This window comes from Vibrio sp. 2-Bac 85 (assembly GCF_037546705.1).
GTDB lineage: Bacteria > Pseudomonadota > Gammaproteobacteria > Enterobacterales > Psychromonadaceae > Psychromonas.
In genome coordinates this window covers 84,928-106,988 of sequence record NZ_JALAAB010000012.1, presented here as the reverse complement: position 1 = coordinate 106,988, position 22,061 = coordinate 84,928, and the positions used below count along the sequence as shown (strand labels likewise).

24 protein-coding genes are annotated in these 22,061 nt (G+C 36.0%); 14 read left to right on the top strand and 10 right to left on the bottom strand.

Annotated features, from left to right (window positions below):
* Positions 1 to 109: 109 nt before the first annotated feature.
* On the bottom strand, positions 110 to 664 hold the full coding sequence (locus MT390_RS13300; RefSeq protein WP_499441607.1) for a pyridoxamine 5'-phosphate oxidase family protein: 555 nt from the start codon (positions 662 to 664) through the stop codon (positions 110 to 112).
* A 327-nt stretch (positions 665 to 991) separates the two neighbouring features.
* On the opposite strand from MT390_RS13300, the gene MT390_RS13295 reads away from it, so the two are divergent.
* The 4 genes from MT390_RS13295 to MT390_RS13280 all read left to right on the top strand — a co-directional run bounded on the left by MT390_RS13295 (position 992) and on the right by MT390_RS13280 (position 4,236).
* Positions 992 to 1,786, top strand: coding sequence for an energy transducer TonB (locus MT390_RS13295; protein WP_499441605.1), 795 nt, complete (start codon positions 992 to 994; stop codon positions 1,784 to 1,786).
* 2 nt (positions 1,787 to 1,788) lie between these two features.
* Positions 1,789 to 2,475 (top strand): MotA/TolQ/ExbB proton channel family protein, encoded by a 687-nt coding sequence (locus MT390_RS13290; protein WP_499441603.1) that lies wholly within the window; start codon positions 1,789 to 1,791, stop codon positions 2,473 to 2,475.
* Positions 2,472 to 2,897, top strand: a complete 426-nt coding sequence (locus MT390_RS13285) for a biopolymer transporter ExbD (RefSeq protein WP_166372620.1) — start codon at positions 2,472 to 2,474, stop codon at positions 2,895 to 2,897. Before MT390_RS13290 ends, MT390_RS13285 begins: the two co-directional genes overlap by 4 nt.
* A 535-nt stretch (positions 2,898 to 3,432) precedes the next feature.
* Positions 3,433 to 4,236, top strand: a complete 804-nt coding sequence (locus tag MT390_RS13280; protein WP_499441602.1) for a hydratase — start codon at positions 3,433 to 3,435, stop codon at positions 4,234 to 4,236.
* Positions 4,237 to 4,300: 64 nt separating this feature from the next.
* Here the strand turns inward: MT390_RS13280 and MT390_RS13275 are convergent, their stop codons facing one another.
* Positions 4,301 to 5,182: a DMT family transporter gene (locus tag MT390_RS13275; protein WP_166372618.1), complete on the bottom strand. Its 882-nt coding sequence runs from the start codon at positions 5,180 to 5,182 to the stop codon at positions 4,301 to 4,303.
* A gap of 342 nt (positions 5,183 to 5,524) precedes the next feature.
* Between MT390_RS13275 and MT390_RS13270 the strand changes: the two genes are divergently transcribed.
* The 3 genes from MT390_RS13270 (at position 5,525) to MT390_RS13260 (ending at position 7,058) form a co-directional block, all read left to right on the top strand.
* Positions 5,525 to 5,767 carry a hypothetical protein gene (locus MT390_RS13270; RefSeq protein ID WP_499441600.1) on the top strand — a complete coding sequence of 81 codons (243 nt, stop codon included), beginning with the start codon at positions 5,525 to 5,527 and terminating at the stop codon, positions 5,765 to 5,767.
* Between the two features lie 146 nt (positions 5,768 to 5,913).
* Entirely contained in the window at positions 5,914 to 6,222 is a 309-nt protein-coding gene (locus MT390_RS13265) for a PTS fructose transporter subunit IIB (RefSeq protein WP_166372616.1), read from the top strand.
* 5 nt (positions 6,223 to 6,227) lie between these two features.
* Entirely contained in the window at positions 6,228 to 7,058 is an 831-nt protein-coding gene (locus MT390_RS13260) for a PTS sugar transporter subunit IIA (protein ID WP_499441597.1), read from the top strand.
* A 35-nt stretch (positions 7,059 to 7,093) separates the two neighbouring features.
* Here MT390_RS13260 and MT390_RS13255 read toward each other — a convergent pair whose 3' ends face one another.
* Positions 7,094 to 7,960, bottom strand: a complete 867-nt coding sequence (locus tag MT390_RS13255; RefSeq protein ID WP_166372614.1) for a helix-turn-helix transcriptional regulator — start codon at positions 7,958 to 7,960, stop codon at positions 7,094 to 7,096.
* A 230-nt stretch (positions 7,961 to 8,190) separates the two neighbouring features.
* On the opposite strand from MT390_RS13255, the gene MT390_RS13250 reads away from it, so the two are divergent.
* Positions 8,191 to 10,098, top strand: coding sequence for a PTS fructose transporter subunit IIABC (locus tag MT390_RS13250; protein ID WP_166372613.1), 1,908 nt, complete (start codon positions 8,191 to 8,193; stop codon positions 10,096 to 10,098).
* Between the two features lie 123 nt (positions 10,099 to 10,221).
* On the opposite strand, the gene MT390_RS13245 is transcribed toward MT390_RS13250, so the two are convergent.
* The 5 genes from MT390_RS13245 to msrA all read right to left on the bottom strand — a co-directional run bounded on the left by MT390_RS13245 (position 10,222) and on the right by msrA (position 14,164).
* On the bottom strand, positions 10,222 to 11,208 hold the full coding sequence (locus tag MT390_RS13245; protein WP_499441596.1) for a Gfo/Idh/MocA family protein: 987 nt from the start codon (positions 11,206 to 11,208) through the stop codon (positions 10,222 to 10,224).
* A gap of 156 nt (positions 11,209 to 11,364) precedes the next feature.
* Positions 11,365 to 11,871, bottom strand: coding sequence for a DUF1294 domain-containing protein (locus MT390_RS13240; protein ID WP_299666973.1), 507 nt, complete (start codon positions 11,869 to 11,871; stop codon positions 11,365 to 11,367).
* A gap of 11 nt (positions 11,872 to 11,882) precedes the next feature.
* Positions 11,883 to 12,236, bottom strand: coding sequence for a DUF4870 family protein (locus MT390_RS13235; RefSeq protein ID WP_028869333.1), 354 nt, complete (start codon positions 12,234 to 12,236; stop codon positions 11,883 to 11,885).
* Positions 12,237 to 12,520: 284 nt separating this feature from the next.
* Positions 12,521 to 13,324, bottom strand: a complete 804-nt coding sequence (locus MT390_RS13230; RefSeq protein ID WP_166372610.1) for a MetQ/NlpA family ABC transporter substrate-binding protein — start codon at positions 13,322 to 13,324, stop codon at positions 12,521 to 12,523.
* 246 nt (positions 13,325 to 13,570) lie between these two features.
* The gene (gene msrA, locus MT390_RS13225; RefSeq protein WP_499441594.1) at positions 13,571 to 14,164 is read right to left on the bottom strand and encodes a peptide-methionine (S)-S-oxide reductase MsrA; all 594 of its coding nucleotides are present in this window, start codon (positions 14,162 to 14,164) and stop codon (positions 13,571 to 13,573) included.
* A gap of 411 nt (positions 14,165 to 14,575) precedes the next feature.
* Between msrA and MT390_RS13220 the strand changes: the two genes are divergently transcribed.
* The gene (locus MT390_RS13220; RefSeq protein WP_299666966.1) at positions 14,576 to 15,061 is read left to right on the top strand and encodes a PEP-CTERM sorting domain-containing protein; all 486 of its coding nucleotides are present in this window, start codon (positions 14,576 to 14,578) and stop codon (positions 15,059 to 15,061) included.
* Between the two features lie 79 nt (positions 15,062 to 15,140).
* On the opposite strand, the gene MT390_RS13215 is transcribed toward MT390_RS13220, so the two are convergent.
* Complete coding sequence (locus tag MT390_RS13215) at positions 15,141 to 16,043, bottom strand: LysR family transcriptional regulator (RefSeq protein WP_499441592.1); 903 nt, start codon at positions 16,041 to 16,043, stop codon at positions 15,141 to 15,143.
* Between the two features lie 132 nt (positions 16,044 to 16,175).
* Between MT390_RS13215 and MT390_RS13210 the strand changes: the two genes are divergently transcribed.
* From MT390_RS13210 to MT390_RS13195, 4 genes are all read left to right on the top strand, one after another.
* Positions 16,176 to 16,697, top strand: a complete 522-nt coding sequence (locus MT390_RS13210) for an NADPH-dependent FMN reductase (RefSeq protein WP_499441590.1) — start codon at positions 16,176 to 16,178, stop codon at positions 16,695 to 16,697.
* A gap of 640 nt (positions 16,698 to 17,337) precedes the next feature.
* Entirely contained in the window at positions 17,338 to 18,612 is a 1,275-nt protein-coding gene (locus MT390_RS13205; protein WP_499441589.1) for a hypothetical protein, read from the top strand.
* 9 nt (positions 18,613 to 18,621) lie between these two features.
* A complete protein-coding gene (locus tag MT390_RS13200; RefSeq protein WP_499441587.1) occupies positions 18,622 to 19,149 on the top strand; it encodes a hypothetical protein in 528 nt (175 codons plus the stop codon).
* A complete protein-coding gene (locus MT390_RS13195) occupies positions 19,137 to 21,074 on the top strand; it encodes an AAA family ATPase (RefSeq protein ID WP_499441585.1) in 1,938 nt (645 codons plus the stop codon). Before MT390_RS13200 ends, MT390_RS13195 begins: the two co-directional genes overlap by 13 nt.
* A gap of 132 nt (positions 21,075 to 21,206) precedes the next feature.
* Here the strand turns inward: MT390_RS13195 and MT390_RS13190 are convergent, their stop codons facing one another.
* Positions 21,207 to 21,413 carry a helix-turn-helix domain-containing protein gene (locus MT390_RS13190; RefSeq protein WP_499441584.1) on the bottom strand — a complete coding sequence of 69 codons (207 nt, stop codon included), beginning with the start codon at positions 21,411 to 21,413 and terminating at the stop codon, positions 21,207 to 21,209.
* 107 nt (positions 21,414 to 21,520) lie between these two features.
* Here MT390_RS13190 and MT390_RS13185 point away from each other — a divergent pair, with 107 nt between their 5' ends.
* Entirely contained in the window at positions 21,521 to 22,039 is a 519-nt protein-coding gene (locus tag MT390_RS13185) for a VspR family transcription factor (protein ID WP_499441583.1), read from the top strand.
* Positions 22,040 to 22,061: the final 22 nt, after the last annotated feature.

Sequence of the window (22,061 nt, the reverse complement as noted above, 5' to 3'; positions counted from 1 at the left end):
AGGCTCACAGAGAACTTAAGGACTTAAGTCCCCTGCAAGCAAGTAACTGGAATGACTGAGTGGTCATCAATAAGCGAAAAATGATTCAATGAAAACTAACAACTCTTCATTAAGCACTACTGTGCCCTTTGTTAATATGAGTTTGATTAGCTAAATCATTAGCTAACACTTGATAAGCCTGACCAAATCCTTTCACATAAAGGCCCTGCTCTACTTTCAGCTTCACCAAATGAAAGTCTTTGAATTGACTCAGCCCCTGTACCGTGTCGCCTAGCCTGTTAATCATCAATTCAATTACATCTTGCCACTGTTGCGTTTCACGTGAAACGATCATGGCATCAGCATCAAAGGTTAAGCGTACTCTTGCATATAAGTTCTTAGCTTTCGATTCTTCTTCAATTAACATCAAAGAAGCATTGGGGTTGTTTAATATATTTTGTGTATGTCGAGCCAATTCCGAAATCAATACATAAAAACTCTGCTCAAAGTAAACAAAAGGCGCATAGCTCGCATTAGGTTTAGCCTTTACATCAACGGTCGCTAGTTGCAGCGTTTTTTTACCGTTTATAAAATCTAGAATTTCAGCCTCTACAAGCAGATCAGCTTGAGATTTATTTAATATTCCTTCATTTAACGCCGACTGATTTATAATCGATTGTTTCATTACATGCCACCTTAGCTGAAAATTGAATACTCCATGTTCCAATTCCATATATTTTGATTGGTAATAGGTATATTACATTTTCCAATTCTGCCTAGGTACCTTTAAAAAAATCAATCAGCCTTCATTATGCAAAACAGTGAAACAATCTGTCTCCTTTTTATCCAAAGTACAAATAAAACCAACCATTAGATGATAACTATTATCATCAAAAAAATGTATCTTAATAAAAATATAAACTTAATACAAATGATAATTGATCTCATTGTTAATTTAATTGATAATGAGTCCTGTTACTGAATAGAATTTTTATATTGGAGTTATATCGTTATGTTTCGTTACCTAAGTGCTGGAATATTGTCTGTCGCGATTCATGCTTTAATTTTTGCCCCACTGTTTGATCAGCCAGTAATGGCGCAACCTATGAGCCAACAATCGCAAAGTGTTAGCATTAGTTTTAGTACCCCAAAAGCAACTCCTAAAAAGGTTGAAACAACACCCGTTCAAACAGAAACTCCACCAGTTCCAGTAAAAGAAGCAGCACCTACAGTAGCGAAACCCAAACCAGTGGTCAAAAAGACAGTTAAGAAGCGCATCGTTAAAGAAAAGAGCGTGACTAAAAAAGAGAAAAAACAGGTTCCTAAAGCGATCCAAAAAGTAAAGAAGCAAGCGGCACCAGTAAAGAAACCAAAGAAAAAAATACAACAGTCTAACAAACCAACCGCGACTGCGGCGGCAAAGAAAGAAACAAAACAGATAGAACAACCAACGGCAGCACCAAAAGCAAAGCAGACAATCAATGCGAAACAAGTTGTAAAAACTGACAATGGTTTACAGGGTAAACCTCAGCTAATACAAAAAAGTCGTTTTTTAAGTAAACCTAAACCACCTAGATATCCTCGTTTAGCAAAAAGAAAGGGGATCGAAGGCACGGTCACTTACGAGGTGTGGTTAGATGAGAAAGGTAAACAAGTTAAATTGTTATTAAAAGATTCTTCAGGCGCAAAAGTACTTGATCTTGCAGCTTTAAAAGCCATTAAAAAATGGAGATTTTCACCTCATAGTGTCAACGGGAAAACTGTTGCACATCGTATTTATGTCCCTATTAGCTTTCAATTGGATTAATCATGACTTTATTTAATTTAATACAACAACAACTTGGTTTAATGACTTGGCCATTATTAATTTGCTCGATTTTAACGTTAATGATCATAAGTGAACGATTATTAAAATTATTAAGCTTTGGTTCATTAAGCAAAAAAGAAATCACACAATTATTGAAAGGCCATGACCCAAAGAAAAGCGAACAATTACAATCACTTAGCGTACAACTAAAAACAGAAAAAAATCTTGCTAAACGTGGTATCGCAATGCTTTTTGCGCATCAACACTTTAGCCAACAATTGCGTGAAGATACTGCCAGCATTTGGGTACAAGATAAGCGTCAAGAGTTACACAGCGGATTAAAGCTATTAGCCTTGATTGGCGTGATCAGCCCATTACTGGGTTTATTAGGTACCGTATTAGGTTTAATTGAGATGTTTAAAGCCATAGCTTTAACCACAGGCTCAGTCACTCCCAATGATTTGGCTGATGGATTAGGCATTGCAATGCGCACCACAGCCGCGGGTTTATTAATTGCGTTACCTGCTATTTGTGGCGCGCAGCTATTAGGGTTATGGGCAAATAAAGTAACTTATCGTTTAGAATTTACACTCAATTTTTGTAACCTTTGGTTACAAGGCGTTAGTTTTCCTGAGCAAAAACGTACTGCAAAAACAACTATCGCAACAACGCAGGAAGTTAACTCGTGATTAGAAGTCAACGAGCCAATGATCAACAATCATTTCAAGTTGATCTCACTCCATTACTCGATATTATTTTTATTGTGATGGTATTTTTAATGCTCTCAGCAAATATTAAATTGCAGTCATTAGAAGTTGACTTACCAACTACAGATAGCAGTGCTAGCCAAGTGGTTGATGATAAGGCGGTTACCATTAATTTACTTCATCAAGCACCACACTGGGCGATTGATGGGGTAGCACAAGCAGATTGGCCAACGTTCCAACAAAAGTTAATTAAAATCACGAAGGAAAAACCTGCAACACAATGGGTTATTGCAGCGGATAAAACGGCTGATGTGCAGTATATGGTGCAGTTATTAGGCTTTTTACAACAGCATAATATTCAAGCAACGCAAATATTAATCGAAGAAGAGTCGTCGAAAAATTAAAGCCATACCATTAAAGGCACAGCATTCATGCTTCGACATACTAACTACAATTAAAATGCATTTCTAAAAGACTATTCTGCTAGATCCTTGATAATAAGGTAGGCGAATAGTCTTTATGCACTTCAATGTTGAACCTATCCTGATAAAAAATGTTAAGCGTTTTATATAAGCTGCAGATACAAATAAAAACACACCGCTACTTTTCCACTTTTAACTTCAAAGCTTAAACTCCAAAGTATTAACTTCACCCCTTTAATTTCAAATTAAAGTCATATGAAGTGGCTTCATTAATCTGTTACAAACATTAAATCACAATCTGTTCGCCAAAATATATTGAATAAAATTAAAAGCTATCTCTGTGATCTGATAGATTCATCATCAGGCGACACCTTACGCATTGGAATATTTTCCATGTAAAGTGACACAGCGAGCATATAATAATACAAATACTAACTTTTCAATAAATTTACGTTAATATTATTGAAGAGTAACTCCTTTTAATCTGGCAACAGCCGTAACTAACAAGAGACTGAAGATGACTGACAACAATAATCAAACATTAAGCAATCAAGCTTGTATCAAAGCTGCACAGGAACTATTAGCAAGACGTAAAAATAATCACAGAGGTGAAATGTTAAACGCTGATTGTCGTCCAACTAACCTAGATGATGCACTCGCAATACAAATGGCAACGGTTAAAGAAAACGGATCTAAAATAGAGGGGTGGAAATGTTTAGTGCCATTAAACCCTGAGCAAATGGTGGTTGCACCTGTATTAGAAGGTACTGTACAACAAGGCGCAGAGTGTTTAGTACAACCAACACAACCAGGCAAGACTTTAATTGAGCCTGAAATAGCATTTATCCTAGGTCAAGACTTACCAGCTCGAGATCAAGATTATACTGAACAAGAAATCGATGATGCCATTGTATCTTGCCATATGGCACTTGAGTTGTTGCAACGCCGTTACAGCCCTAATGATGACCTTGTTTTCTTTGATAATTTAGCCGATTGCCTACTTAACCAAGGCATATTTATTGGACCTGAAATCAGTAAAGAACAAGCTTACCAAACCTCTGAAATCAATATTGATATCACTACAATTGCAGCCACTGGACAACCTGAAACAAAAAATTACGATGGTAAGCACCCTAACCTGTCTGCACATAAACCAGTTTATTGGTTAATTAATTTCATGCGAGATAGAGGTGTCAGCTTCAAAAAAGGACAAGCTATCATTACTGGTTCTTATGCCGGTGCGATAGAAGTACCTATTGATACAACAGAAATTAAGTATCAAGATCTAGGTAAATACCAAGTAAGCTTTAAAGCTATTTAGATTATAGCTATTTAAATTATAGCAATGGAGTACTTGAACCTTTGTAAGTACTCCATTAATACTGCTAATGAGCCTTGCGTAACGCCTTCTTAAATGAAAATCCTGTCACTAACACGGTACCTGTGATCACTAATATTGCACCTAATAACGTATTCAACCCAATCGCTTCCCCTAAGAATAAACGCCCCCATAAAATACCAAACAGCGGCACTAAAAAAGTCACCGATAATGCCGATGCAGGACCATCGTCTTTCACTAATTTAAAATATAATAAATACGCAATACCTGTGCAGATAACACCAAGCACTAATACTGAAAGACTAATAGGTAAAGTAATAGGATCTCTAATAGGTATAAAAGGAAGCAATGGTAAAACAATAATCACGGATGCCCACATGCTGCCATGTGCATTTTCAAACGGCGCTACCGCAGGTGCAACCTTAGTATAATTTGCAGAAAACCCATACATTAAAGCGGCCAGCAAACAGGCCGCGATAGCCAGTAATCCCTGTTCACCAAGTGCCATTGCTTGCTGACCAACCAATACCGAGACACCCAACATACCCACTAGCAAACCTAGACCTGCTTTTAACGGTAAACGTTCTCTTTGCCACAAACTTGCTATCACAGCACCAAATAATGGTGCTGTTGAGTTAATAATCGCAAGTGTCGATGCATTTAAAGTTTGTGCTGCATAAGCAAACATTAGAAAAGGGAAGGCACTATTAAAGGCACCAATAATAAAAAAATGTTTAATATAAGAAATAAACTGTAATTTTCGACCAAGATAGAGGCTCATTAACAACAAAAATAATGCCGCCGCTAATACTCTTCCTTCAACTAACATCGCAGGACCTAAACTATTTGCAGTCAGGCGCATAAACAAAAATGAGCCGCCCCAAATAGAGGCTAATAAAATTAATCGTAAAACACTCGCGACAGGCATAGCAGGTCCTTTAAGTAAGCTTTAATGTAATAATTTGGCTTGAAAAAGCCCATTGAAATAAGTTTTCATAACTGCAAAGGTGGTAATAATAAACAGTGTTAAACAGCACTATAGATAAATGATATATAACATATTTTACAGGTTATGCCTTGCTATTAAATATTGTAATTGCGAACTAAGTCAACGGTATTGTTTAGGGTATTATTTAGGGGCTTACTAAGTAACGTATTTTTATTATCTATACGATTAATTTGTCAATGTGCAACAAAGCAAAGTAGACTGATGGTGACAATATAATGACATAACGATAAAATTGATAGAACGGTAAAACAGGAGGACAACATGCTAATTTTTTATATTATTTGTGGGTGTTTGATCTTTGCTATATCAGGTTTCATTGTGCAATATAATCGCTTAGCGATATATCGCCGCCGTGTCATTCGACACCTTGCTCGTCATGATTCACGAGTCAAATCAGAGCGCCCTCATCAACCACCTATTATTTTATCTGAGCAACAAGAGCAGCAAATAAAACAGTGTTTTTTAAAAGGGGTTAGCATTCCACAATGCATTGAGCAGCTTTAATAGTAATGATTTATAAGGTCTAGTGATGTTCTTCATAACTAGACCTCTACATGATTGAATAAACACCTCTCAAGCCTTAAGCTCCCAGTTAATGTTTTTTTCAAAAAATCAGTAAACCTTAATAAAAATCAATTCAGGAAAATAAGATGAGAATGGTGGCGGTTACGGCATGCCCAACAGGCATTGCACATACTTATATGGCGGCAGAAGCTTTAATCAAATCTGCAGCCAGTTTTGGTATCCAAATACAAGTCGAAACCCAAGGAGCAATGGGTATTGAAAATCAATTAACCCATCAAGATATTCACCAAGCAGATCTGATACTGATTGCGTCCGATATCAACATTGAAAATGCTGAACGCTTCCAACAATATCAAGTAATTAACACAACAATAGTTGAAGTCTTAACTGACCCAAATAAAGTCATTCAAGATTGTATCAAGCAAATCAGTTAGTCATCATGTCAACAATACGTATTACTCTGTATTTAGGGGAAAGTGGACTCACAGCTTGGTTAATTAAGGGTATTAACCACCGCTTACGTGACATACAAGGCGCTGCTGAGTTAATCAAAATAGATACGTTACAGCGAGTTAATGTACAACACCAGTTGTCAGCACTTAGCCTCGCTTTTAAGCCCTTTGAACTATGCCAAATTTTTCTTATTGGGGAGAATCTACAAACTCAGGTTGACGCACTCAAGTTATATTTACAACAATACTGTGTATTGGTAGCAGATACATACACGGCAACGCTCCATTCAAATTCGCCAATTCGCCATGATAACTTTCAGTTTCATCACTTCTCAGTCCCCAATAAAATGAGCGCCAAACACCGTTACCACGTTATGCCCTTTGCTAAAGATGCCACCATAGTCGATAAAGCACGCATCCTTAAACTGATCGCTAAAATGGCTTCCATCAAACACTATAAAAAAATAGAGTTACAACTCATACAAAGGGAAAAATTGTCCTCAACCGATATGGCAGGAGGCATTGCCCTACCGCATATAGTGAGTGAATATATCGATCAACCAATGATGATTTGTTTAACCTCCAAAGCAGCCATTGGCTGGCAGTCAGCACATGGTGGAGTGACTCATATCGTAGCGTTGCTATTACCTAAACCTTGCACTAAAGAGGCTATTTTAGCGGTACGGCATTTAGCAGTTAACTTACTCAATGCTGATAAAAAACAGTTTATTACTTATCATTATATGGGTCATCAATTACAAGCTATTTTAACTTGTTTCATGCAACCTACTGAGCAGTCTACCGAACAATATCGATAACCCTCTGACCTTATTTCACCTAGCATTAACCAGAATTAAGAGGGCCGTTGTTGATCACTGTAGATCGCCCTAAATTCACTCGGTGTACGCCCTAATTTACTTTTAAATACACGATAGAAATAGTTAACATCATTAAACCCGCAACGTAATGCAACTTCACTAAGTCGAAAGGAATAGCGTGTTAACATAAATTTAGCACGCTCTAAACGCACCCATGTAATGTAATCAGCCAAGCGCATGTGCCCTTGTTGACGAAATAAACGCGATAGATGATTGGGGCTAACATTAAAATGATGAGCGATATTATCGCGACTAATATGGCGATGAAAATTTTCTTGAATATAAATACAGACTCCCTGATACAAATCTTCACTGCGTCCTTGATTAGCGCTCTCAGGGGATAGCAACATACCATGACAATAAGTCATAAGGGCCATCAATAAATGCCCACCCGTTGGATGCTGAATTTTCTCTTTTGCTAAGGTATTTAACGCATTTAAAATATGATCCAAGGCATGGCCCGTACGAGTTTGCAGGCTATACTTTTGCACATCAAAAAAGGCCTCTTCCCCTTTGCGCTTTTGCACCAAACTAAATCCTAACTGACGCTTACCAAATAATAAACTAAGCACACTACAGTCGCTATTCCACTCAGGTTTATTCCAACTATTAGGTGGAATATATAAAATATCTCCAGGTAATATTTTCACCTCAGTCAGGCCAAATTCAGGATCTTCAATTTTATTAATGTACTCACCAGTGATAACAAATTCCATACGCGGAAAATTGACCTGATAACTAAATGAAGGCGGCGTTGAATGGTCACTGGCAAACCACACACGATTAAACTGATCTATTTCAGACAACACACCTTCTAATACATTAATAAATACTTGGCTCATGGTTATTATTCACTTTTATCGTCAACGGAAATAAGTTTAGGTGCAATATCAATATAATAACCCCTAGTATTTGTTGCACATAGATTAACCTAGTGACCCACTTCACAAAGGGATATTTAGGGTACAATAATCCAGTAAATGGATTGACTGTACACTATTTTTTCTCCGTAAAATATCCAACAATTGCCTCCATAAACTAAAACAATATTTTACACAGAGGAGGTGCAGTCATGATTACTCAAATGATTAATGAAAAGTTGATATGCTTAAATCTTAAAGCCACAACTAAAGATGAAGTACTAAATGAGATGGTCGAGCTATTAGCCAAACAAGGCAAACTGAGCGACCGAGATAGCTTTTTAAAAGATGTCTATGCCCGTGAAGCAATCGATAATACTGGTTTTGAAGAAGGTGTTGCGATACCTCATGCTAAAAGCTCGGCAGTCATTGAACCAGCTGTAGCCATTGGTATTAGTAAATCAGGTATTGAATACGGTGCTGAAGATGGTAAAAATTCAACACTATTTTTCATGATAGCTTCTCCCGATGGTGGTTTTGATCATCACATAGAAGTCTTAGCAGAACTCTCCTCTAAATTAATTGAAGATGGGTTTATTGATGCAATGCATAAAGCGACATCAACTAAACAGGCACTCGCTTTATTATTAGAGAAAAAAGAAATAACCGATAAAGTCGCCTTGGATAAAGGCTTCATTATTGGTGTAACGGGTTGCCCAACTGGCATTGCTCACACCTATTTAGCAGCGGAAGCATTAGAAAAAGCAGCGGCACAAATGGGGTACGAAATTAAAGTAGAGACCAATGGTTCTATTGGCGTAAAAAACGCACCGACAGCAGAAGAAATTGAACGCGCTGTGGCGATTGTTGTAAGTAGTGATAAGCAGGTTGATATGACTCGCTTTGATGGTAAAAAGCTCATTCAAACCCCAGTCAAAGCGCCGATTAGTAATGGTAAAGCAGTTATTCAACAAGCATTGGATGCACCTGCTTACCAAGCTGACTCAAAAAACTCATCACAAAACAATTCCTCTGCAACTTCAGGTAGATCTAACCTTTATCGTTATTTAATGAATGGTGTATCGCATATGATCCCATTTGTGGTCACCGGCGGTTTAATGATTGCGCTATCGCTTGCTTTGGGGGGAGAGCCGACAGCTAATGGCATGCAAATTCCTGAAGGCAGTTTATGGAATCAAGTACTTAATGTAGGTGTCGTTGCCTTTACCCTTATGATACCTATTTTGGCCGGTTACATTGCCTATGCCATTGGCGATCGTGCAGCGCTTGCTCCAGGGTTCATTGGTGGTTGGATTGCTAACAATGGTTCGTTTTACGATGCTTCGGCAGGAACTGGGTTCATCGGAGCCATTGTCGCAGGCCTATTAGTGGGTTACTTTGTGCGCTTTATTGCAACACGTGAGTACCACAAAATGGTTGCGCCACTTGTACCGATTATGATCGCGCCCATTTTAGGTACCGTCTTTATCGCTTCGTTATTTATTTTTGTTATTGGTGCACCTATTGCCAATTTAATGGAATGGTTAAACGCAGTCCTCACTGAAATGAGTACCGGTAATGTCGTTTTATTAGGCATTGTATTAGGCGGCATGGCAGGCTTTGATATGGGTGGACCATTTAACAAAGTGGCTTTCCTCTTCTCCGTAGGCATGATCGCAAGCGGCCAAACTCAGTTTATGGGTGCAATGGCAGTCGCTATTCCAATTGCTCCACTGGGTATGGCATTAGCCACCGTGATTGGCCGTAAACTAGAAATATTTGAAGACAGTGAAATCGAAGCGGGTAAAGCAGCCGGTGCGATGGGTCTCGTTGGTATCTCTGAAGGTGCAATCCCTTTTGCAGCGCAGGATCCTCTATCAGTCATTCCTGCCAACGTACTAGGCTCAATGGTCGGCGCAGTAATGGCTTTCTCCTTTGGTATCACCAACAGTGTTGCTCATGGCGGGCCAGTTGTCGTCTTACTTGGCGCAATGAACAAACCAGTGATGGCGATTATATGTATGGCAACGGGCACAGTCGTGACAGCCTTAGTTTGTGTTACATTGAAAAAAATGCGCATTGCACGTAAAGCAAAACAGCTGACTTCAGCAAGCGCATAAAACTTAGCGTATAAGCTAAATCATAAAAGGCAGATAATGTTCCCATTATCTGCCTTTTTTCGTTACTGCCAACGGAGTCTATTCTTTCCGTTTAGTAGAGAGTTATGTTTCTCGCTAATAAACTTAATTAATTTTATCAGCTGGAAATACAACCCCTGTTTGGCGGCGGATCTCAGTTGTCATACGAGAAACACTCAATGCTCTTGCCTTGGCTTTTTCACATAATTTGCCCTGTTTAATTTGCTGAGCAAAAAAACTCGCTTCATAGGTCATAGTATTTTCAACCTGTGCAACTTTAAACTCTTGCACTGCTTCTCCTCGACGCTGTAGAGAAATATGATCACACTCAGAAATATGCGGAACTAACATCACTCCCGCCTCTCCTTGTAACTCACTTGGTAACGTTGAATCAGAGACTTTAGAATGGCGGATCACCACTTCGAAATCAGGATAATAAAAAATAGCAGCTCCATGTGCATCGACACCCGAGTCAAGTAAATGCGCACTCGCTTTTATTTTTAATGGCTCACCGAACAAAGCAACAACACTGGATACACAATAAAAACCAATATCCATAATTGAACCATTGGAAAAAGCAGGATTAAAGGTATTTGGATTTTCTCCATCAAGATAACGCTGATAACGAGATGAGTATTGGCAGTAGTTAATGCTGACTTTATGTAAGCGACCTAATTTAGGTAAGTGTTCAGTGATTAAAGCGAAGTTAGGTAGATATTCAGTTTTAAATGCTTCAAACAATACTACATTGTTTTTTTCAGCAACCTCGAACATATGTTCAGCTTGGGTTATATTGGAAGCCACAGGTTTTTCGCAAATGACATGTTTGCCATTCTCTAGCATCAGAATACTTTGTTCGTAATGTAGTGAGTTTGGGCTAGCAATATAGATGGCATCAAAGGCATCGCTTTTAGCCATTTCTGTTAAATCAGTAAAACTAACAGCTGCACCATTGAAAGGAGCAGAGAATGCCTGTGCACGCTTTGTATCTCGAGAATACACTGCTGTTAATTCAAACTCTTGAGATGCTATCGCAGCTTCGACAAAACGTTCAGTGATCCAGTTGGTACCAATAATAGCGAGACGTAACATCTTTCCTCCAGTGCTTTTGATATAAAAATTATGCCTGAATATATCATGATCTAACCCGAATCACGTCCGCACAGTGAAAAATTTGGATTATAGGATGACATCCACCAGCTAGAAATTGTTAGCAGCAAGAAAAACGAGCGACAAGGCAATACCACGTTATTTTATGCGGCTTTCACGAATATAAAACGTATCACTTTGCTTATAAATGTAATCATCAGTTCGAAAGGCTAATAGCAATGATAACGTTTGTTGAAGCTGTGGCTGGTGGATATGAATGATCACATGACTTTGTAATTGATGAGTAAATTGACGTAATAAAGTCGCACCTTGTACTGTATGTAGGCTGGCAATAAGCGCAACATTTAGCAACAGCGTGAACATAAACATCACTCTAAAAGATTGCTTTTGGCTTTTATGGCGTAACCTCTGTTGCGCGATAATTGCCCCCGGCCAACCACATAAAATAGAACAAAAGTGTAAGGTTTTTTCAGGCGTTCGCCATCGATTAAGACGCGCTGCTTTTTTATCTTTTGCATAAATGAAATAAGTCACTAGGCTAGCAACCGCAAAAACAACAAAAATGAAGAGTGGCATGTATCCAAGAAAATAAGAAACAGCTAAACCTACAATAGCCAAATATATAGGCAGGTAATGATAATTCATAGGTTCTCTAACTAAGCTGTATAAGGTTTATTGGAAGTGATTTTAGCTAAGCCATTAATAATGCGATAAATAGACCACACCCAAGTCACAAACAAAACAAAATAACCCACAACAAAGAAAGCTAATATCACTCCCACTACTGACCAGGCTAATACCCACCAAAACGTACTCATAATATTGGTATAGTGATCTTCAAACAAAGTACCCCGTGCATCTTCTCTTTTAACCATTACCCAAATAGCACCGATTAACCAAAATATGCCGGTAAACATACCCAGAATCATCAAACCATAACCAATTAGCGCACTGGTTTTTGCTGCATCATCTTCAATAGATAAACTCAAGTTTGAGCGTAAATCGTTCATTTTAATCTCTTTTAATTTTTCATTTATATCAGGGCAATTCGTCTAAAGAATTGATCATTTTATTAAGCACAAAGCTATCAGAGGTTGCTATCAAAGGCATTAATACTCATGAACTCATGTTTTAAATCAGCACAGAGGTTGAAACGATTACTTATCTTAATACGCAGTTACCATTTTAATGCATTACAGCATAAAAATAACACGAACAGAAGGTTAGTTACAGGAGGTAGGAATCACTGGCTTTGAAGTGTTAGCCAGTGATTATTTGTGCTTATCTTGATAGGTTAAAACGCAGCTTCAATCGTGCCTTTGTATGTTTTATCTAAAAATTGACGTGTTGCTTCAGATTGAAGAATCTTAACAAACTTCTTATAAGTTGCATTGTCTTTATCTTGTACACGCGCAGCAACATTCATCACAGCAAATTCCGCATCTTTCGCTTCTAAATAAATACCTTGTTCAGCAGGATTTAAACCTGAAGACATAACGTAATTCATAGTAATAACCGATGCATCAACATCATCTAAAGTACGTGGTAATTGTGCCGCTTCCACTTCAATAAATTGAAAGTTTTTAGGATTTTCAACAATATCGTAAACCGTCGTTTTTGCACCAGCATCTGGCTTTAACGTGATCAGTTTTGCATCAGCTAATAACAGTAAACCACGACCACCATTGGTTGGATCGTTAGGAATTGAAATTTTTGCGTTGTCAGGTAAATCATTGATCGACTTGTACTTAGTCGAGTAAATACCCATACGCATTAAAATAGAATGACCGATAGAAACAATTTTTTGCTCGCTGTTACTATTAAAGTTACTCATGAAAGGTTGGTGCTGGTAACTGTTAAGGTCCAGGCTACCATCCGCTAACGCAGCATTAGGCGTGATATAATCAGAAAATATGACAACTTCAACGTTCAAACCTTGCTTAGCCGCTTCAATAGCGACAGCTTCAATAACTTCAGCATGAGGACCAACGGTTGCGCCTACTTTAATCACTTCAGTGTTTTCTTCTTGCCCACAGGCAGCTAATCCAAACACTAGGGGTAAAAGATAAAATAACCTTGAGATTTTCTTATTAAACATTTTCAGTTCCTTTAAATAAATGGCCGTATAGACGTCTAAATAAGATGATACAATAAAGATTATAATAGTCATAACTATTTTAACGGTGCTTGATATAACGGATGGTTATAAGTAATAGATATTATTACTTTATTTTTGCCACTAAAAACAAAAAACGGCTACTCAATTGAGTTAGCCGTTTTCATCGTTTTCTATTAATTCATTGCTTTATTAATTCAAGTGCAGCTATCAATTAGCAACATCAGATTAGCCATGGGTAGCGCGATCACCCCAAATCTCTTTTAAGCGTTGGTCTCGCCCACAGTTCCAACGATAAGCTTTGTAACGTATCGGACTATTTTTATAATAATCCTGATGGTAGCTTTCAGCTCCTTTAATAGGATAAAAAGTACTGCTATCTAAAATAGGTGTTACAACTTTTTGCTTAGGGAATTCAGCAATCACTGCCTGTTTAGATTTTTCAGCCAATGCTCGCTCCTGTTCGTTTGCAACAAAAACAGCACTTAAATAACTTTCGCCTTTATCACAAAATTGCCCTCTTCCATCAAAGGGGTCAATATTTACCCAGTAATGATCTAATATCTGTTGATAGCTCACTTGCTTGGCATCATAAGTAATTTCAACGGCTTCATAATGCCCTTGATGATTGCCTCGATAAGTTGGGTTATCTAACGTGCCACCAGTAAAACCAGACACAACATTAGTCACCCCCGGTAATTTTTCAAAATCAGATTCCATACACCAAAAACAACCACCCGCTAATACGGCTTTATCCGCATTTGCTAATGACACATAAAAAAGCATCGATGTTGATAAAACTAACCCTAATATTTTTTTCATAAAATATCGCCTTGTTGAATTTTTTGGATTCAAATTATTGTAAATAAACGCCATCAATGAATAAAAACCTATATTGATATAAGGAAGTAGACCTGACATTGATAAAAATTATTTCATTAATAATTAAATATAGATGCTAAATAAGAGCCAGTCTTCAACTAGATATTTGTAACAATAAAAAATCAACCAAAAAACAAAACCTTAATAAGGGTTCAGGCAAGCATATCATCAGATCGTAAATCTTCTATTCTTATTACATTTAACAAATAAACCAAAATAATTTGTCGAATAAATTTACAAGTTAATCATCTACACCTTCTTAAAAATACCTAATAAGGAATAAAACCAATTGGTTATATTTTTGGCGCATTACTTGCTTAAGGGTAGTGACATTCAAGGAAGGAAATAAAAATGAAAAAACTAATCGCTTCAATTGCACTTATTACAGCCTCTTTAAACGTGCAAGCAATACCTACTTATGTAGGCTCTTATGAGGTTAATGATGGACCGAGCTGGTCAGCAAATCCAGATGTGTATTCAGCAACAGATGCAGCAGCTTTAATTTTTGGTGGTAACTCATCTGACTATTACATATCAACTTTTCAATCATTTAACTATGCAGATATTACTCATACAGGCTGGTATGATGGTTGGGGGGAGCATTCAGGTATGGAGTTTAATGAAAATTATTCTCTTGATGTCAATGGAGATGGATATGCTAATCCGGGTGGTTCTAACACAGCGCACTCTGCATATGTTAATGATGGGTTGAATAATAGTTATGTTAATTACGTTTGGTTGTCTAATGTAGTTTCTGTACCGGAGCCAATTAGCATTGTTCTTCTGGGCTTAGGTTTGGCTGGACTTGGTTTTTCTCGAAAAAAGAAAAAAGTATAATAACTTATTAATATAACTTTAAAACCTCGGTCACCACCGAGGTTTTATATTTAATATCCTTGATGAATAAATAATTAATCTAGTCTCCTAGCTCTGCGATCACAAAGTCAATAAAACTACGTACCTTGGCTGACATATGCTTTCTACTCGGGTAAACCACATAAACCCCTATTGGCGGCTTAGGCCAATCATAGAAAATCTCTACTAATTTCCCTGTTTCCACTTCATCTTTTAAGGCAAATTGTGGCACGCGAATAATGCCTTGATCGGCAACGGCTAGGTCTATTTCCAAGGTCGCATTATTGGTTAGTACATGACTTTCAACATGAACCTGAATGGTTTCTCCTTGATGATCACGGAATAGCCAAATATTAGGTTGCTTCAAATTACTATAACTGATGATTTTATGACGATCTAAATCATAGGGGTGTTTTGGGGTACCGTGTTTCGCTAAATAGCGAGGAGAAGCTAATACTAAAGCTTCTGATTGACTCACCCTGCGACTAATTAAACTAGAGTCTTCGAGCTGCGTAGAGGCTCTGATCACGACATCAAAACCATCGGCGATAAGGTCTACTTTTCTATCATTTAGTTCTAACTCAAGTTGGATTTTTTGATGCTTTTCAGTAAATCGACTCAAGACAGGACTCAGGTTAGACAAACCATAGGAGATAGGACAACTTATGCGTAGCTTTCCTCTAGGCTCCCCTTGATTACCACTAATACTATTTTCTGCTTGTTCGGCATCTTCAATGAGTTGCTGGCACAATTGAAAATACAACTCACCTTCCTGCGTTAAACTCAAGGATCGTGTGGTTCTATGTAATAGGCGAATACCCAAACGCGCTTCTAACTTATTCACTTCTTTACTAATGTAAGAGGTGGAATGTCCACTATTCTCTGCAGCTAAGGTAAAACTACCTAATTTTGCTACATCAACAAAAACAACCATGCCATCAAATAATTTGCTTTTATTCGCCATCACATCACCTTTTATTTAAATAGACAACTACAAGTCATTTGGAAACAATCTATGCACAAAACGACTATTACTCAACAAATGATAATAATTTAAAGTGTATCCATCCACTGAGAGAAAGAACAGGAAATAATAATGAAAGTACTCGCATTCGCAGCAACAAGTAGCAAAAGCTCTATTAACAAACAGCTAGCTAATTACACAGCCAAACAAATTAACAACGCACAAGTAGAGTTGTTAGATATCAACGATTATGAAATGCCACTATTTAATGAAGACCGTGAAAAAGAATTAGGACAACCAGCGCTGGCTAAAGCCTTTTATAAAAAATTGGGTGAAGCTGATGTGATTGTTATCTCTTTTGCAGAGCATAACGGTTCTTATACTGCGGCTTATAAAAATCTATTTGATTGGACGTCTCGTATTGATCAAAAACTATTCCAAAACAAACCGGTCATTATGTTGTCAACTTCACCGGGCCCTGGTGGTGCCGCTAGCGTATTAGCATCAGCACAAGCTTCCGCACCATTTTTTGCAGCCGAGGTGAAAGGTGCCATTTCAGTACCTAGTTTCTACGATAATTTTGATCTAGAAAATGGCCAATTAACCAACCAAGACTTGGTTGATAAAATAATGAATGTCATTGATAAGCTGTAAAACTTAGATTCAAATATTAAAAAGCGAAATGATATGACTTAAGCTTTTAAAATAGGAATAACAGTGCTTGAATCGCTAATAACAAAAAACCGACTAACGTCGGTTTTTTTATGATCATAATGTAGGTAGACAATAAAGTTTGAAACTTTTTTCCTTTTAAGCCCTTATTAATACTCTTTATAAAAACAAAAAGAAACAATAAAGATTGAAACTTACATACTTTAAATTAATCACACTTCCAAAAAAAGACAATAAAGATTGAAACTTTTTATTGGTCTATAAAAAGGATTGCTTAATGAAGTAGAGTTATTAAATTTCAATAACTCGCTAAGTATCATTAGATTTAACACCCAGTCCTTTTATCACTTGGTATTAATTTATTCTCCTCCTGACGATATGATCACCATAATGTTAAGAAAATTTAAGCATAAAATATTTATCTCAAATAAATAATATAGATAGTTATTTTTATTCAGATAAATAAACCACCATTCATTTAAAAATACAGGTTTTATTAACGTTACCTTAATAAGTAATATATGGTAGCTTTATCATAATTATTTTCTTATCGCATATATAGCCGGTTACACTTATTACTGAATCTAAGATCATTAATATTAACTAAGAATAAATGGACGTTATGGTAGAAACAACAAACAGGGAAGCTGTAAAAACTTCAGGGAAAGGTCTATATTTTCAGAAAAATCGTGCTGTTATTCGTATACTTGAACACATAAAACAATTTGGCGATGAACCAGTATATTGCGCGGTAGAGTTTATAGAAGACTCTTTGCTAATTCATGACTCTTCTAGTGGTGCTCAATACAAGTTAGAAGAAAATAAATCCTATTCAAAGGCTATTAGCTTTAATAGTCATGCAATCAAAAATACACTTGTTGCTTTTGCCGATCAGCATTTGAAGTTTCTAGAAGATGAAAGATCCCTTAAATTCTCCGTTTATTGTTGCGCTAAAGTAGCAAAAGAAAAGCTTGGAAAAGAGTTATTGGCTGAATTAGGCATTGACGTAAGTAATGTAAAAAAAGAAAAAGAGTATTCAATTCTTCATAAAATAGTTAATGGTAATGAATTAAGTGATGAAGAAATTAAAGTATCAAAAGTGCTTTTTCTTGAGGAATACCAGAAACAGTACAAAGTTTTAGATGAAAATGGTGACGTTAAAGGATATTCAGGATTTTTTTCAAAGGTATCTTCTTGGACTGATGAGAAATTCCAAACTTTTTTGTCGCAAATTGAGTGGGTATTCGATGATTCAGACAAGTACCTAGATAATGCAGCTGTTGAAAAAATTAAGGAATGTCAGAATTTTTATTCAATAATTCATCATAAAGGTAAAGAAGAGCTGATACTACAAGCATGCAGAGGACTTCTTGAAAAAAGACAATTTAGTAAAAGTAAGATGGGCCGCTTTATTAACCCGTCTGATATTGAAAATATCTTTTTAAAAGTTGGTGGTAACATTGAAGATGACAAGCCAACCGATCCAGCTTGGAAAGCATTTGCCACTTTAGATAGTGAAGATGCCCGTAACTTGAAAGATAAGTACAAAGCTGTTTCTGACGTAATAACAACTAAGACTTTGAGCAGGTTAAGTCGGCAAGCTACTAACTCTAAACTTATTACAGGTGCTGAGTTCGGAAGAGAGTATGTATCATTAAGATATAAAGTTTTTGAGATTGGTGAAGAGTTTATTGGACAATTGGCATTAGATTTTACTAAAAAACATTCAGAAGAAGAGTTAGATCATATTGTGGAAGAAATAGTAAGTATTGCTGAAAAACAAATAAGTGATTGGAAAAAAACGTACAAAATACGTATCAATGATCGTCATAGCTTAAAAGGCATAGTTTTATCCTTATTTGACGATTGTTTTTTAGCTTTTGACGATATTTCATAGGTATTAGAAATGGATAACAAAAAAATAAGAAAGCTTAATCACTTATCGGGTGAAGATTACTATTATATGACTTATTTGTTAATTCTTTGTCTTAATGAGTTTTCAGCAAAGAAAAGCCGGATTTTTAATGATCATCGAAAGTTGTCATATTTAATACATATTATTTCTTCTAGTTCGGTTGTAAGTATTATAAATGCAAATAATGAGTCACATATTGCGAATGTAAGGGATCGAGACTTGTTATACACCTCATATACTAAGGGGGAATTTCATACTAAGGATGTATATAAGTTACTGTTAACTATGGAAATTAAAGGGTATATTGAGGTCGTAAAAACAAAGTCACCTGAAGTGCTAAATGTTAAAATACTCAATAAAAATATCCCAAAAGACTTTTTTGATAAAAATATTTTTGAAAAAGAGTTAAATAATATTACTGAATTAAAAAAGTCTTTAAATAGAGTCTCAGTAATAGGACTTAAGACGTTTGTTGAGAAGGTGTACACCAATAAAGGACTACGTGTATGGGTTCAATAAGAATAAATCAAGTAAGCTATTTTGGTAATAATTATAGTTATGTTTCTCCTAAGTTTGATCAAACGATCTCTATAATCGAGGGGCCAAACGGAACAGGAAAGTCTACTTTACTTAATCTAATTTATTTTGCTTTAGGTGGAAAAGTCGATGAATTTGTTAAAGGAAGTGAAGAAGAGCATAAAGAGATTGTTGATGACACAAATAACTTTGTGGAACTTGATGTTAAGTTATCTGGGCAATCATTTAATCTAGTACGTGACTTCAAAGAAAATAAAATTAAAATACTATCGGAGGAAGCCTTCTTAATTAATGGTGAAGAATACCTTAAGGCCGCTTCTTTATCTGTTAACAGAAGTAACTCTGATACTTATACTTTTTCAGATTGGTTCTTGGAGAAGTTAGGCATTCCAGTTATGGAGTTATTTAGTGCTGGGAAATCATTTAAGTTGGGCTTTTATGATTTAGCTCGATTAATTTATCATTCACAAGAGCCTGATCGTACACGTATTTATAAGCCTAACGATAAAAATAGTTTCGTAGCAGATACAGTACAAGTAAGAAATGCTATTTTCGAGATATTGGTTGGGAAAAACCTAAGAGATCTATACGCAGCGATTGGAGCTACTAAAAGCAAGCAAAATGACTACGATTCTAAACGAATAATATTGAATGAATATAAGTCTATTGTCTCTGAAATTTTATCTGAAAATGGTTTTAAGGAAGTAATAAATGAGCACCATTTAAGGAAGAATATAGAAGATACTCAAAATCAAATTGAAAGGTTAAATTCACTTAAGAAAGAGCACTATAGCTCGAAGGTAATTACCTCGTCTGGTATAGAGTTAATCGATAAAGACAAAAGACAATTAATTAAATTTGATCAATCATTAAAACAAGAAGAAAGAAATAATAAGGAATTGCTAAAAGAAAAATTAGACGTTAAAAGAGTTTATAACAAAACAGTAGAAGATATCTCTCGAATTGAAAAAATTCTACACACACATAAACAACTGAGTTTGTTTTCTAGTGACACCTGCCCTTATTGCTTAACTACTGTCCAAAGAGCTAAAAACAAATGTATTTGTGGTTCTGATATAGAAGAAGGACAGTATCAACGCTATTTTTACGAACCATCTGAATATTATGCGTTACTTTCATCTAAGGTTAAGTCGATAGAGACTATCAAGCTTGCGATATCGGATATTGAAGAAGACTTAATAGAAAGTTGTCGAGTTATAGACGAGCTAATAGATAAAATATCAGAATTAGAAAAAAAAATATATCACCGAATCGAACGTATAGAAGAGATTAGCAATCAAGATGTTGTAGAGGAGTTAGATGATAAAATATTTGATCTTAAATCATCAGTCAATGATCTAAAGCAGGCACTTAAATTAGAGGTAAAACTTTCTAGACATCAAAGCAGTGTTAGCGCAGCAAAAACAAATTTAGAAAAAGCAAAATTTCATGAACAAAAAATGCAAGCAAGTGCAGCCAATGAATTATTGGAACGAATTTCTGAATTTAATGAGATTTATAATGATTATATGGTCAATTGCTTAGTTGGTTGTAGAAATGCTGAAATCGACTCAGGAAACTATATCCCATCTGTTAATGATGGCGAGTATAAAGAAGCAAGTGCAAGGGTTCCTAGACGGTTCTTTTACTATTTATCTTTATTAAAGTTGTCTTTAGATAAGGATATACCTTTCCCACGTTTTCTGTTAATAGATACACCTGAAACCCATGGAATAGATTTAGATAACTTAAATCTAATGTTAAGTACTATCGCAGAGCTGAGTGGAAAAAACGATTTTCAGATAATTCTATCTACAGGCGTAAATAAATATCCTGAAAGCCTCAAAGATAATATTGTAATGACTTTAAGTAAAAAAAATAAGTTGCTAAATATAGTTAAACGTTAGAAGAAAATTTTGTATGGCTGCTTTTTAAAGTATTGTAATTAAGTGGTCTCTATTAGTAGATTTTCACTATGATGCAGATTTCACTTAAGCAATATTTAAAGGCTCTTTAATGACGAACTAGGATATTAAACTTTAGAATAAATCATTGATTGGAACTTTTAATGCTAACGATAGTTTCTCCACTTCAATATCTGTCACTCTTCTGACATTAGATTCGATCTTGGCTAAGGTACTTCTGCTAATTTGCCAGTCATTAAGATTACACTTAGCCACAAGCTGCTCTTGGGTCCAGCCCCGCTTCTCCCGAATTTTCTTTATGTTCTTACCTACAATATTCATGAACCAACCTGCTCCGATAACGGAGCTTGATTGTCACAGATAAAAAGCTTAGAATTGCTCCGATATAGGAGCAATTTATTTTTAGTTAATAGAGTTTGGAATTTCTTTTGAAAATAGACAGTTTGGTAATTAAAATAATTAAAGCACCCAACTTTAATAACTTTACAACAAGCGATGTCAGATCCGCTTATATGGCACTCAGTAAGGATCCTTTTTTAGACCCTATAATAATTCGTCGAAAGCTATACGCTGAACTATTAAAACTTGTTAACAAGGGATGGTTGAAGAAAAAAACAACTAGTAAAAAAAGAGGTACAAGCTTTAGTAAAACAGCTCAATTTGATGTCAAAAAGTTAATTGAGCACATTGCTGAAAGATCTTATGAAGCAACAAATTACGATGGTTGGAAAGATTCATTAACAGCAAAGTTAAATACTTATAAAGCCGAATTACTATTAAACATTGGTGAGACTGAGGCGTACAAAGAGCTCTATGATGAATTTCCTGAATTAGTCACTAAAATTCAGAGTAAGCAAAACCAAGCAAGAGATAATAACACTAAAATTTTAGGTAAAATTAAAGCCATAGAAAACTTAATTAATCAAGATAAACAACTAAGCACATGAAATTATTAGCTTTTTACTAAAA